Annotated in this window: 5 protein-coding genes and 1 CRISPR repeat array; of the genes, 3 read left to right on the top strand and 2 right to left on the bottom strand. The window is 70.5% G+C overall.

What is annotated here, in order from left to right; translation table 11 throughout:
* Positions 1-28: 28 nt before the first annotated feature.
* Positions 29-2,416 carry a protein kinase domain-containing protein gene (locus FHR90_RS14950; RefSeq protein WP_183275490.1) on the bottom strand — a complete coding sequence of 796 codons (2,388 nt, stop codon included), beginning with the start codon at positions 2,414-2,416 and terminating at the stop codon, positions 29-31.
* Positions 2,413-2,979 (bottom strand): ECF-type sigma factor, encoded by a 567-nt coding sequence (locus FHR90_RS14945; RefSeq protein WP_176625492.1) that lies wholly within the window; start codon positions 2,977-2,979, stop codon positions 2,413-2,415. Before FHR90_RS14945 ends, FHR90_RS14950 begins: the two co-directional genes overlap by 4 nt.
* 169 nt (positions 2,980-3,148) lie before the next feature.
* On the opposite strand from FHR90_RS14945, the gene FHR90_RS14940 reads away from it, so the two are divergent.
* The 3 genes from FHR90_RS14940 to FHR90_RS14930 all read left to right on the top strand — a co-directional run bounded on the left by FHR90_RS14940 (position 3,149) and on the right by FHR90_RS14930 (position 9,469).
* A complete protein-coding gene (locus FHR90_RS14940) occupies positions 3,149-6,220 on the top strand; it encodes a Hint domain-containing protein (RefSeq protein WP_183275489.1) in 3,072 nt (1,023 codons plus the stop codon).
* A gap of 187 nt (positions 6,221-6,407) precedes the next feature.
* Positions 6,408-6,629 (top strand): hypothetical protein, encoded by a 222-nt coding sequence (locus FHR90_RS14935; RefSeq protein WP_246330306.1) that lies wholly within the window; start codon positions 6,408-6,410, stop codon positions 6,627-6,629.
* A 98-nt stretch (positions 6,630-6,727) separates the two neighbouring features.
* Complete coding sequence (locus FHR90_RS14930) at positions 6,728-9,469, top strand: M16 family metallopeptidase (RefSeq protein ID WP_183275488.1); 2,742 nt, start codon at positions 6,728-6,730, stop codon at positions 9,467-9,469.
* 227 nt (positions 9,470-9,696) lie between these two features.
* Positions 9,697-13,753: direct repeats of the CRISPR family, unit length 29 nt; unit sequence CGGTTCATCCCCGCGGGTGCGGGGAACGC.
* Positions 13,754-13,840: the final 87 nt, after the last annotated feature.

Genomic DNA, 13,840 nt, shown 5'->3' with positions numbered 1-13,840 from the left:
CGCGCGCGCCGGCGCCGTCACGGGGGCGTCAGGCTGGCGCGCAGCTCTGCGACACGATCGCCTGCGTGCGTGGCACCGGCGCGGTGGCGGGTGCGAGGTCGATCGGCATCGCGCCGTGAGCGGCCTGCAGGGCCTGCCAGCGCGTGACGGCCCGGGTGGCGGCAGCGCAGGCCGCATCGCGTCGGCCCGCGCGCTGCTCGAGCACGGCGCGGGCGGACAGCGCGAGCGCGAGTATCCTCGACCGCGAGGCGTCGCCCGGTGCGTCGTCGGTGTCCTGCTGGAGCCAGGCGATCGCGCCGTCGGAGGCGGCGCGCGCCTCGTCGTGCCGTCCCAGACGGCTGAGCTGGTCGGCGAGATGGGCGCGGATATGGGCGAGATAGGCGCCCATCTCGTGATTGCCCTCAATGAGATAGAGGCGTGACAGACCCTCGACCGCGCGGGTGAAGTCGGCGACCGAGGCGTCGCCGTGACCGAGTTCGCTCTCGAGCTCGGCGCGGTCGGCGAGGGCGGAATTGCCCGTCAGGTCGCTCTCCCAGTCGGACCGGCCACGGGCACGGGCGGCATCGACATCGGCGATCAGCTCCGACAGGTAGCCGATCGCGCGCTGCGGATCGCTTTCGGCATAGGCCTCACCGAGCAGCAGCAGCGAGCCGTCGAGATTGAAATCGCGCTCGGCGCGCTGGGCGGGGGTGCGCACCGTCATCGCGCCGTCGGCGAGATGGGCCTGCACCGCGGCCACCCCGTCGAGCGGACGGTCCAGATACAGATCGGCGCGCTCCGGCAGCGCCTCCGCGCTCCACAGGCCCAGACGCGCCTGCGGATCGTCGGGATGGTGGGCGAGATAGGCGCGAAAGGCGGTGGCGGCCTCGCGCAGGGTGACGATCGCGGCCTCGGCGGCGGCGCGGCTGGGGGCGAGATAGACCTCGCTGCCGCGCAGCAGACCGGCCTCGCCGCGCAGCAGCAGCAGCCGGTCGGGATCGACACCGGCCGCTTCGGCCCGTGACATCAATGATTCGGCGTGCGTGAGGGCGGCATGGGCGGCGGGGAGGTCGCCGATACCGCCGCTGGGGTCGAGCCCGTAGATGCGGGCGGTGCGCAGGGTGCCGGCGGCGATGTCGAGCAGCAGAGCGGAATCGCCCGACGATTCGAGACCATGCAGGTAGGAGCTGGTGTGTTCGACGAGGTCGCGGCGCAGCGCGAGGGTGCCGGAGGTGCGGGCCAGTGCCGGATCGACCTCGTTGATGATGTAGTCGGCGAAGTGCCTCGTGGCGATGCCGCGGGCCTCGGCGAGGGCCAGACGGTGGCGGCTGGTGACGAGAAGGGCGAAGATCGTGGCACAGGTGACGAGCGCACAGGCGCAGGCGAGCGCGCCCAGCGACACGCCCAGGCGGTGTCGGCGGACGAACAGCGCGAGGCGCGCGAGCCGGTCGGGCCGGGCGGCGACGGTGGGACGGCGGGCGCGCCAGCGATCGAGATCGTCGGTGAGGGCGCGCAGGCTCTCATAGCGCAGGTCGGGATCGGCGGCGGTGGCGCGCCCGACGATCGCGTCCAGGGTGGCGTCGCGCCCGGCCACGCCTGCGGTGAGCGCGTCGAGCAGGCGGCCGGCGGCGAAGATGTCGTCGGCCGGCACCGGGGCGAGGCCGGCGCGGCGGGCGGGGCTGGCATAGCCGGGCGTGTAGCCGGTCGAGCCTTCGGCAGGGGGGGCGCCGAGCAGGCCGGCAATGCCGAAATCGAGCAGCTTGACGCCGAAGCCCTCGGCCACGGCCACATTGGCCGGGGTGAGGTCGGCATGCACGACGAGATGGCGGTGGGCGTGGCCGACCGCCTCCGCCATCTGGGCGAACAGGGCGAGGCGGTCGGCGAGGCCGAGCCGGTGGCGGGCGCAGTGATCGAGGATCGGCAGCCCGTCGACGAGTTCCATGACCAGATAGGGGCGGGCGTCGTCGGTGGCGCCGCCATCGAGGATGCGGGCAACATGCGGGTGCTGCAGCCGGGCGAGGATGCGCCGCTCGGTGTCGAAGCGCTCCTGCGCGCGGGCCGACAGCGCGGTGCGGCGCATCAGCTTGATCGCCACGCGCTGGTCGAACAGCCCGTCGGCGCGCTCGGCGAGATAGACGACCCCCATGCCGCCGGCGCCGAGCCTGTCTCGCAGGCGCCAGGGGCCGATGCGTTGCGGGACGGGATCGGGTGTGTCGGCGTCGGCGGCGTCGGCGGCGGGGCGCGGTAGGTCGGCAGGGGCGGTCGTCAGCAGGCCGGCCCTCGCCTGCGCGTCGACCAGCGCCTGCACGGCTTCGCGCAGGCCCGGCGTGTCGGCGCAGCATTGCTCGAGCCAGGCGGCGCGGTCCGGCGTCGGCTGGTCGAGCATGTCCTCGTACAGGCGCAGCACGCGACGGTGGAACGCCGCGTCGAGGATCATGAATCGCGCAGCGCGTGCAGCAGCCAGGCGCGGGCGGAGTGCCAGCGGCGATGCGCGGTGCGTTCGGAGATGCCGAGCGTGTCGGCGATCTCGGCCATGGTCAGCCCGACATAGAAGCGCAGCTCGACCACCTGCGCGCCCTCCGGCTCGAAACTGGCCAGCTCGCCGAGCAGGTCGTCGAAGCGCAGCATGTCGATCGCGGTGGCCGCACAGGGGGCGGCGGCGCAATCCTCCCACAGCGTGACGACATGCACCTCGCGCTTGAGCGCACGGCGACGACGGATCTCGTCGATGAAGGTGGTGCGGATCACCCGTGCGGCGAGCGACAGCAGGTGGCCTTCATCGCGGATGCCGTGCGCGGCCTGGCTGCCGATCAGGCGCAGCGCCGCCTCGTGGGCGAGATCAGTGGGCTGCAGCGTGATGCGTCCGGCCTGGCCGCGCAGCGTGTGGCGGGCGAGGCGGCGCAGCTCGTCATAGTAGAGGGCCAGAAGCGCATGCTCGCTTCCGGCGGTCAGGCACTCCCGGGGCGAGCCCGAGGGGCTCGTGTCGCGCAGGCCATCCATCGCACAAACGACCATACAGCACGTTTTTTGAGACAGCGAGTCCAATCACAGGTTGCGACGCCCGTTCGTGTCGGATGTGAACTCATTTTTTTCGTGCCGTGGCAGGATCGGCGCCGGAAATCCGATTTCCCCGTCAGGTGGGTGCTTGACCCCCGGCGAGGAGATCACGATGGCCGATTACGACTGGATCCCCGGCAACACCGGTTCATGGTACGACCCGGGCAACTGGCAGGGGCGCGCGGCCCCGTCGCCGGTGAATGATCCGTCGACGGATTCCGTCAAGATCGAGTCCGGCACCGCGCAGATCGGCGACGGCGAGAGCGCGTTCGCCTCCGCCATCGACCTCGCCGACATCGCCTATGCCGAGGCGGTGGCGCGGATCACCATCATCGGCGGATCGTTGTATGCGGACACGATGACCATCGGCGACGGCGGGGCGGGCGAGCTGTATCTCGGCCACGATGGCGATGCCTACGGCAACGCCTATGTCAGCGGCGACATGTCTGTCGCGGCCCAGGCGGGTGCCAGCGGCACCATCACCGCCGATGGCGGCGCGGTGCTGGCCGACGGTTATCTGCACAGCAGCACGCTGGAGGTGGACGGCACGCTGTATCTCGGCGGCACCAGCGACAGCGCGGGAGGCACCGCGAGGCTGCGGGCGATCAACAGCGGCCAGATCTACACCATCGGGCTGACCATGTATGCGGGCAGCGAGATCTCGGTCGATGGCGCGGCCTATAGCGGCGTCGGGGTGTTCGGCAGCAGCAACCGCTATTTGTTCTCGCAGGCGGTCACGGTCGACGAGGGCGCGACGCTGAGCGGAGCGGGACGGATCGACGCCAACCTGCACAATGACGGCACCATCGTCGTCACCGGCGGCGCGCTGCAGGTCTCGGCCTCCTACACGGTGTCGGGCGGGTTTCATTCCGGCGCCGTCGAGGTGACCGCCGGCTCGACGTTCGTCGCCTCGCAGATCTCCAACCAGTCCGTCGACCTCGACGGGCCGGGCGCGCGGCTCGAACTCGACGGCGATCCCGACAACAGCCCCTTCACGCTCGACAATCTTTCCGTCGGCACCTCGCTGCGACTGTTCGGCACCCAGGTGATCGAGGCCTTCGAGATCGATGGCTCGCTGGTGCTGGGGGCGACCGATGGCACGCATCTGATCAGCATGTCGTATGCCGATCCGAATGCGGTGCTGTCCGTCGCCTACGACGCGGCCAACGCTATCTCGACGGTGAGCCTCGGCGGCTTCGTTTGGAACAGCCCTGCCAACGAGCCCGGCGCACCGGTGGCGGGCGGCGCGGGCGACTGGGCGGACAACACCAACTGGACCGACACCTCCGGCGACACGCAGGAGCGCGGCCCCGGTGCGGGGGATCTCGCCGTGGTCGCGCAGGGCACCGCGGTGGTCGGCGATGCGGAGACGGTCTCCAGCCTGTGGCTCGAGGGCGGCGACGGTGGCGGGCTGGCGATCACGTCCGGTGGCACCTTCGCGGCGAGTCATGGCGTGTTCCTCAAGACCGATGGGCTCAGCACGCTCACCGTGCAGGGGGCGCTGTCTGCGCCGACGCTGTCGGCCGGAGGGTCCGGAGCCAGCGACATCTATGTCGATTTCTATGCGGCGGACGGGGCGTCGGTCAGTGTCGGCGCGCTCGATCTGGGGGCGAACAGCACGCTCTACGATTGCGGCGACGGCTCGGTCAGTGCCGCCCGCCTGACGATGGAGGGCGGCCGGGTGCATCTGGGCGGCGGGATCGCGTCCGGCACGCCGCAGATGACGGTGGGCACGGCCGATGGCGTCGGCAACAGCATCGCGGTCGGCACCGACGGCGTCATCAACGGTTACGGCGATCTCGAAGCCGGGGTGGTCAATGACGGGCTGGTGGAAGCCAGGGGCGGCGCGTTGCGGGTGCTGACCGACGGCATCGAGCCGCTGGCAGGTTCGGGGACCTGGCAGATCGACGATCATGCCTCGCTGGTGCTGCAGGCGCCGCTGCCGACCGCGTCCCGCATCGTGATGAACGGTGCGAATGCCACGCTCGCGCTGGGTGGGCCGGCAACGGGCGCGCCGACGCCGGAGGTCTCCGGCCTGCAGGCATCGGACAGCATCGAGATCGCCGATGGCAGCACGGTCAGTTCCGCCTATGCGGACGCATCGGGGCTGCACATCGTCACCGACCGCGGCGAGATCCTCGTCGCGCTGGCCGAGGATCACAGCGCCGACAGCTTCTATGTCACCACCACCGCCGACACCGTCTATTCGGGCTTCGACACGTATCAGATCCTCGATCAGGGGCCGTCCTGCTTCCTCGCCGGCACGGTGATCGACACGCCGGACGGACCGCGCGCCGTCGAGACGCTGCGCCCGGGCGACCGGGTGCTGGCGGGTCCCGAGCGTGCGCCGCGCGCGATCATCTGGTGCGGCATGAGCGCCTACGACCTCGCCACCCAGGCCGACCCCGCCCTGGTCGCACCGATCGAGATCGCCGCGGATGCGATCGCCGACGGCGTGCCGAGCCGGGCCGTGCGCCTGTCGGGCGACCATGCGGTGTGCGTCGGCGGCCAGATGGTGCGCCTGCGCCACCTGCTCAACGGCGGCAGCATCCGGCCCGCCGCGCTCGAGACGACCACCGTCGCGTACTGGCATGTCGAGCTCGCCGACGCCGCCGACATGATGTGGACCGCCTCGCTGCCCTGCGAGAGCTACCATCCCGGCGAGGGGCACGGGCATGGCGGCTTCGCGAGCTGCTGGGGCGAGCCGGCCGGCTCGCGTCCGGCGCCGCCCTGCCAGCAGGACGCGGCCATCCTGCAGCCGATCTGGCAGGCGCTGCACGCGCGCTCGGTGCGCCTCGGCCACGCACCCTTCGTCGTACCCGACACGCCGGGCGGGCTGCCGCAGCTCATCTATGACGGGATCGAGATCGCGCCGCGCCGGCTGAGCGCGAAGCTTCTCTGTTTCGACCTGCCGCTGGCGAGCGGGCCGGCGCTGCTGCGCGTGCCCGCACACCGCCCGGCCGACGCCGAACCGTGGAGCAACGACCGCCGTCGGCTGGGCGTCGCGATCGAGCGCATCGTCACCCTCACCCAGGGCGGGGCGGCGGAACTGCCGATCGCCGCGCTGTCGCCGCGCGACGGCTGGTGGCCGGCGGAGGAGGGCGCGCGCGCCCGCTGGACCGCGGAGCGCGCGCTGCTCGCCGATCCGCCGCATGGCGGGGTGCTGCAGTTCCATCTCGCCTGAGGCGGAAGCGGGAGACTCGGGCGGTGTCGTGACAGGTGGCACCCCGATCTCGTAACCCTCTGATCGGCCTCGCCTATCTCCGGAGTGGCGGAGATTGCACGCAGCGTCTGCTTGACGTTGCCTCCGGCGGCTCCTTATGAGTGGATGGTTAGGTAAAGGAACCGGGTCGTTGGTCGTCGAGACGAGCATGATCGCACGGCGTTGCGAGCGGGCGGTGGTCACCGCGTACCGCGAGCTGCGCCAGGTCGGCACCCCCGATCTGAATGCGTTCACCGCCTGCACCACGCTGTACCGTATCCACCACCCGGAATCCTCGCTCAACGAGGCGCGCCGGCTGGTCTCGGAGTGGATCGACCATCACGTGGTCCGTGGCGAGACCGGCCCGACCCCCGGCTGCGAGTGCCCCTGAGCCTGCAAGGCGCGTGACCTGTCCCCTCCGCTGACCGGCGGCCTCGCGCGCAGACCATCAGAACCGGACAGCCCGATCCCGTCCGGAACCGATTGCCAATGATCCTGTCGCCCACGGTTCTGTCGCGTCGTGCCGCAAGCTGCGCCCTGCTGCTGGGCTCCTGCCTGGCCGGCGTCTCTCTCGCCCGGGCCGAGCCCTCGCCGCCCGGGTCGTCTCCCATCGCCGCCCGGCAGACCGGCGCCCCGGCGCCGACCAGCCCGGATGCGGTGCTGCGCGCCACGCTCGACAACGGGCTGCGGGTGGTGATCGTGCCCGACCGGCTGGCCCCGGTGGTGACCACCGAGATCAACTACCTGACCGGCTCGGTGAATGCGCCGCAGGGCTTTCCCGGCACCGCGCATGCGCTGGAGCACATGATGTTCCGCGGCAGCAAGGGGCTCGACCGCGAGCAGCTCGCCGATCTCGCGGCCCGTCTGGGCGGCGACTACAACGCCGACACCACCGAGGACGTGACCCAGTATTTCTACACCGCGCCGGCCGAGGACCTGGCCACCGTGCTGCAGATCGAGGCGCTGCGGATGGGCGGGCTGACGCTGTCGGAGGCCGACTGGGACAAGGAGCGCGGCGCGATCGAGCAGGAGGTGTCGCGCGACCTGTCGGACCCGCTCTACAAGTATTTCTCGCAGGTGCAGTCGATCGTGTTCGCCGGCACGCCCTACGAGCACGATGCGCTGGGCACGAGGCCGTCCTTCGACCGGACCACGGCGGCGCTGCTGCGGACATTCTACGAGACCTGGTATGCGCCCAACAATGCGGTGCTGGTGATCGCCGGCGATGCCGACCCCAAGGCGGCCCTCGCCCAGGTCAGACGGCTGTTCGATGCGATCCCGCGCCGCGCGGTGCCGGCTTCCGCGACCGTGACGGTGAAGCCGTTCGACAGCCGCACGATCGACCTGCCGACCGACCTGCCGGTCGGCGTCGCAGCACTGGCCTGGGCGATGCCGGGGTCGCGCAGTGCGGATTTCGCCACCGCCGACATCCTCGGCGACGTGATCGCCTCGCGCCGCGCGGCCCTTTACGGGCTGGTGCCGGAAGGGCGCGCGCTGGAGGCGTCGTATGTCTACCGGCCGCTGCCGCAGGCGGGGATGGCGATCGCCTATGCCGCCTATCCGCGCGGCGCCGGTCCGCAGGCGCTGATCGGGGCGATGCGCGGCATCGTCGCCGATGTGGCGAGGAACGGGGTGTCGGCCGAGCTGGTCGAGGCGATGAAGAAGCAGGAGCTGGCCCAGCTCGCCTTCGGCGCGAACTCGATCTCGGGGCTGGCCAATCTCTGGTCGGAGACGCTGGCCTTCAAGGGGCTCGGCTCGCCCGACGACCTCGCCCGCGCCTATGCGGCGGTGACCCCCGAGGCGGTGAGTGCACTGGCGAAGCGGTATCTGCTGCCCGACCATGAGGTGACGGCGATCCTCACCCCCCGCGATTCCGGCGCGCCGGTGTCGTCGAAAGGCTTCGGCGGCGCGGAAAGCTTCGCCAGCCCGCCCACCCATCCGGTCACCCTGCCCGGCTGGGCGGAGGCGGCGATCCGCAAGCTGATCCCGCCGACGGCGCCCGTCGCGCCGTTCGACACCACGCTCGCCAACGGGTTGCGGCTGATCGTGCAGCCCAGTGCGATCACCCATACGGTGACGCTGGTCGGGCAGGTGCGACAGGAGGGGGCCGTGCAGACGCCGCCGGGCCAGGAGGGGGTGGACGACCTCACCGCCGCGCTGTTCGACTATGGCACGCCGACGCATGACCGGATCGGGTTGCAGAAGGCGATCGACGATCTCGCCGCCAAGGAGAGCGCGGGCCCGGTGATGGAACTCAAGACGCTGACGCCGCAATTCGATGACGGGCTGGCGCTGCTGGCCGACAACGAGCTGCACCCGGCCTTTCCGGAGCGGGCGTTCACCGTCACCCGCCAGCAGCTCGCCCAGGGGCTGGCGGGCGAACTGACCAGCCCGGATTACCTGTTCGGCCGTGCGGTCAAGAGCGCGATCCTGCCGAAAGGGGATCCGGCGCTGCGGCAGGCGACGCCGGCCAGCGTGATGAGACTGAGCCTCGACGACGTGCGCGCCTTCTATCGCGCAGCATATCGGCCCGACCTGACCACGCTGGTGATCGTCGGCGACATCACGCCCGACCATGCGAAGGCGGCGGTCGAGCGCGCGTTCGGCGGCTGGACCGCGCAGGGGCCGACACCTGCGATCGACCTGCCGTCGGTACCGCTCAGCACGTCCACAGCGGCACATGTGCCCGACAGCTCCTCTGTGCAGGACGAGGTGACGCTGGCCGAGACGCTGGGGATCGGCGTGCACGATCCGCAGCATTTCCTGCTCACGCTGGGCAATACGGTATTGGCGGACGGGTTCTCCTCGCGGCTGTTCCGCGACCTGCGGGTGAAGACCGGCTATGTCTATTCGGTGAGCAGCCGGTTCCACTGGGGGCGGACGCGCACCAGCTACACGATCTCGTTCGGCGCGGATGCGAAGAACGTCCGTCCGGCGACCGCGCTGGCGCTGCACGACCTGGGCGAGATGACCACCACACCGGTCGCCGACAGCGAGCTGACGCTGGCGAAGGCCTCGCTGTTGCGCCAGGTGCCGATGCAGCGGGCGAGCGTGGACGACATCGCCGACGAGGATCTCTACCTCGCCGGGCTGGGGATGCCGCTCGATACGCCGTATGTCGGCGCACAGCACTATTACGATGCGACCCCCGACGCGGTGCGGAACGCATTCAAGACCTGGCTGCGGCCGGCGGCGATGTCGCGGGTGGTCAAGGGACCGGCGCTGCCCTGAGGCAGCCCTGCGACGACAGGCTTTGAGACATGGTCATCGCGGGAAGCCTGATTCGGATTCCCCGCATCGCTCGGTCAGGTTGTCGGCGTCGGCCATGCCCCAAGATGACGGATCGGCGATCGACATGAGACAGGAGCGTGCCCGATCCTGCCAACACCGCTCATTGTCGGGGCCGATTGCCTTGAAGAAGGCGGCCCGGAGCATCCTGTGCACCTGCCGTCAGTATCCGGCTCATCCCCGCGGGTGCGGGGAACGCTGGCCGGCAGGCATGCGCCACATGCCCCTGCGCGGTTCATCCCCGCGGGTGCGGGGAACGCTTCCGACAGGTCGGCCGCCTGCATGATGTTGGCGGTTCATCCCCGCGGGTGCGGGGAACGCCCGGCCATCTCGGCGATCGGGTCGACGTAGGACGGTTCATCCCCGCGGGTGCGGGGAACGCTGGGGTGCAGCCACCATTACCGGCGTTCTGGACGGTTCATCCCCGCGGGTGCGGGGAACGCGCTCAACATCAACGTCACCAACGAGAAGGCGTCGGTTCATCCCCGCGGGTGCGGGGAACGCGGCAGCTCGCTGCGTGCGCTGCACGGTATGGGCGGTTCATCCCCGCGGGTGCGGGGAACGCTTCGCAGACGGTGTCTCGATGAAATCCGGTGCCGGTTCATCCCCGCGGGTGCGGGGAACGCCTGTCTGCATCGTCGGTTTCGTCCTCATCCAACGGTTCATCCCCGCGGGTGCGGGGAACGCAGTGATCTCCGGCCTCCCGGCGGAGGCCAGGCCGGTTCATCCCCGCGGGTGCGGGGAACGCCGCGTCTTGGCGCGGGGCTTGCCGCTGGCACGCGGTTCATCCCCGCGGGTGCGGGGAACGCACGCACGATGGCGTCAGCGTCAATCGCGGATGCGGTTCATCCCCGCGGGTGCGGGGAACGCGGGAACGTCCGGCACGATGGCGGGAACGTCCTCCGGTTCATCCCCGCGGGTGCGGGGAACGCTCGGCACTCTCCGCCAACGAGAGCATGTGAGCCGGTTCATCCCCGCGGGTGCGGGGAACGCCAGGTGGGGACCGCAGGATCGCGTCGATGGACCGGTTCATCCCCGCGGGTGCGGGGAACGCTCGACGGTCAAGCACGTCGAACCGAGCACCGCCGGTTCATCCCCGCGGGTGCGGGGAACGCTTGCCGAATGAATACACGTTGCACATGGCGTGCGGTTCATCCCCGCGGGTGCGGGGAACGCGTCTGGATCGTCGTACGCTCGGCCTCCGTGACCGGTTCATCCCCGCGGGTGCGGGGAACGCCATGTGGCACTACTGTCGTGCGTGATGATCTGCGGTTCATCCCCGCGGGTGCGGGGAACGCGCCAACAGACACCGAAATGCTGGATTGGGTAACGGTTCATCCCCGCGGGTGCGGGGAACGCACGCAGGATCTCGGCCTGCTTCGCAATCAACGCGGTTCATCCCCGCGGGTGCGGGGAACGCCAGATTGAGCTTGTGTGCGGGGACCGTGTGGCCGGTTCATCCCCGCGGGTGCGGGGAACGCGACCCACTTGCGGTCGATTGGTGGTGGCGTGACGGTTCATCCCCGCGGGTGCGGGGAACGCCCTCACGATGCGCTGGTAGCGCTGTGCGACGCCGGTTCATCCCCGCGGGTGCGGGGAACGCGTGGCCCGGAAGCGGGCGGTTACGGCATTCGCCGGTTCATCCCCGCGGGTGCGGGGAACGCTCGGCGAGCCCTGTCGCATAGCTGGCGGCCGCCGGTTCATCCCCGCGGGTGCGGGGAACGCTCGGCACTCTCCGCCAACGAGAGCATGTGAGCCGGTTCATCCCCGCGGGTGCGGGGAACGCGCTGCCATCTGCTTTTGCGGCGCGTGGTTCAGCGGTTCATCCCCGCGGGTGCGGGGAACGCTCGGCGCCGCGCGCCAGCAGGTCATTGCGGGCCGGTTCATCCCCGCGGGTGCGGGGAACGCCCGATTTACAACGCAGAGTCAGATGTGGCGTCCGGTTCATCCCCGCGGGTGCGGGGAACGCGTGAACTCCCGCCCCGAGAGAAGGTAGAGGACCGGTTCATCCCCGCGGGTGCGGGGAACGCTGCGCGACACCGTAAGCGTAAGCCTCCATCGCCGGTTCATCCCCGCGGGTGCGGGGAACGCGTGGCGCTGTATTTGCGGATCACGGCTATAGCCGGTTCATCCCCGCGGGTGCGGGGAACGCACCTGGTCTGTGCCACGGACAAACGCCGCTGCCGGTTCATCCCCGCGGGTGCGGGGAACGCCTCGCTGGTGGCGCCGCAATAGACCTCGGCGCCGGTTCATCCCCGCGGGTGCGGGGAACGCATACCCTGCTCATTGGCGACGTCTCGAACGGCCGGTTCATCCCCGCGGGTGCGGGGAACGCCGCGGGGCATCGTCTCGCCAACTGCCACGGGCCGGTTCATCCCCGCGGGTGCGGGGAACGCCCGTGTCCGCCGCATCCCCGCGCCCTGCAAAGCGGTTCATCCCCGCGGGTGCGGGGAACGCGTGGCGGGCGGATGCGTCACGTCGGCGATCACCGGTTCATCCCCGCGGGTGCGGGGAACGCGCGATGCTCTGCGTTGCAGTCTGCGCATCAGCCGGTTCATCCCCGCGGGTGCGGGGAACGCTTCGACGCGCCTCCGTGGTGGGTGCTGCACAACGGTTCATCCCCGCGGGTGCGGGGAACGCGCAGCTTCTGGAACTCCATTAGCCGGTTCGCGGCGGTTCATCCCCGCGGGTGCGGGGAACGCGACACCTGCACGTTGTCGATCGTGTAGGGGTTCGGTTCATCCCCGCGGGTGCGGGGAACGCTCACCGGGTGCGGATGCCCATGAGCCGCATCACGGTTCATCCCCGCGGGTGCGGGGAACGCACATGCATCCGTCAGGTGCGCGTTGTCGCTGGCGGTTCATCCCCGCGGGTGCGGGGAACGCGTGCCGCTCTCGGCGACGCAGTTGACCGCATCCGGTTCATCCCCGCGGGTGCGGGGAACGCGGCGCATATCCGGTGACCGGAACACTGGCCGTCGGTTCATCCCCGCGGGTGCGGGGAACGCATGGGCGGTGCAAGCGATGCTGGCGGGGCGGCCGGTTCATCCCCGCGGGTGCGGGGAACGCCGACCAGGCGCGCGGCAAACGGCTGCCCATGACGGTTCATCCCCGCGGGTGCGGGGAACGCGCCTGCCGGGCGGTCCGCCAGAACCCTGTCACCGGTTCATCCCCGCGGGTGCGGGGAACGCATGAAGATGCGGCCGATGGCCGCTCGATCGAGCGGTTCATCCCCGCGGGTGCGGGGAACGCGCGGCGAGGCCGGCTTTCGTTAGGACGTATTCCGGTTCATCCCCGCGGGTGCGGGGAACGCGAAACACTCATATCCTGTTTTCAGGCAAAACACGGTTCATCCCCGCGGGTGCGGGGAACGCTGAACCTGCACCTTGGGGGTCGTCATGTCAGTCGGTTCATCCCCGCGGGTGCGGGGAACGCATGGCATTCGGTGGCAAAGTCAGCGGCCGCAGCGGTTCATCCCCGCGGGTGCGGGGAACGCCATGCCAGTCGCAATCTGCGATGAATCCGCTGCGGTTCATCCCCGCGGGTGCGGGGAACGCCACCAGCCCCTACGGCGGTGCGCCACGTGCGGCGGTTCATCCCCGCGGGTGCGGGGAACGCACCACAACCCGTCGTGGTCGGATTGGTGGCGGCGGTTCATCCCCGCGGGTGCGGGGAACGCGCGTCGGCAATGCGTTTCGGCGGCCTGCCGCCCGGTTCATCCCCGCGGGTGCGGGGAACGCGTCGATGGCCTGCGTGTCATGGGAGCGTGGGGCGGTTCATCCCCGCGGGTGCGGGGAACGCGTATCCGCTAGGTTCGATTATCGAACCTACACCGGTTCATCCCCGCGGGTGCGGGGAACGCCTGCGGCCAGCCGTGCGACCAGACGTTTGCGCCGGTTCATCCCCGCGGGTGCGGGGAACGCGTAGCCTCCGGAGGGGTGATGTAGAAGTCGTCCGGTTCATCCCCGCGGGTGCGGGGAACGCCACCCACAACATGCCCAAGAAGCGGTAATCCGCGGTTCATCCCCGCGGGTGCGGGGAACGCCCATCCGCTCTAGTGGCGGCCGGCAAGATTGCCGGTTCATCCCCGCGGGTGCGGGGAACGCGCCGTGCCCCGGAAATATCAGCGCGGTTGCGACGGTTCATCCCCGCGGGTGCGGGGAACGCGAACGCGGACACAGCATCATGTGCGCGCAGCCCGGTTCATCCCCGCGGGTGCGGGGTCCTCCGCCCCACGGTTGTTTGAGACACTCCGTTAGCGGACGGTCTCCGCCTCAGGGGTGAGGACGATGACGACGAACACGGGAACGATTGC

Source organism: Endobacter medicaginis, from assembly GCF_014192375.1.
GTDB lineage: Bacteria > Pseudomonadota > Alphaproteobacteria > Acetobacterales > Acetobacteraceae > Endobacter > Endobacter medicaginis.
This window is presented reverse-complemented; position numbering and strand designations above follow the sequence as displayed.

What these genes read in the sequence shown, in the direction of transcription:
- FHR90_RS14940 (WP_183275489.1), top strand. Translation starts at nt 3,149, where the DNA reads ATGGCCGATTACGACTGGATCCCCGGCAACACCGGTTCATGGTACGAC.
- FHR90_RS14935 (WP_246330306.1), top strand. Translation starts at nt 6,408, where the DNA reads ATGATCGCACGGCGTTGCGAGCGGGCGGTGGTCACCGCGTACCGCGAG.
- FHR90_RS14945 (WP_176625492.1), bottom strand. Translation starts at nt 2,979, where the DNA reads ATGGATGGCCTGCGCGACACGAGCCCCTCGGGCTCGCCCCGGGAGTGC.
- FHR90_RS14950 (WP_183275490.1), bottom strand. Translation starts at nt 2,416, where the DNA reads ATGATCCTCGACGCGGCGTTCCACCGTCGCGTGCTGCGCCTGTACGAG.
- FHR90_RS14930 (WP_183275488.1), top strand. Translation starts at nt 6,728, where the DNA reads ATGATCCTGTCGCCCACGGTTCTGTCGCGTCGTGCCGCAAGCTGCGCC.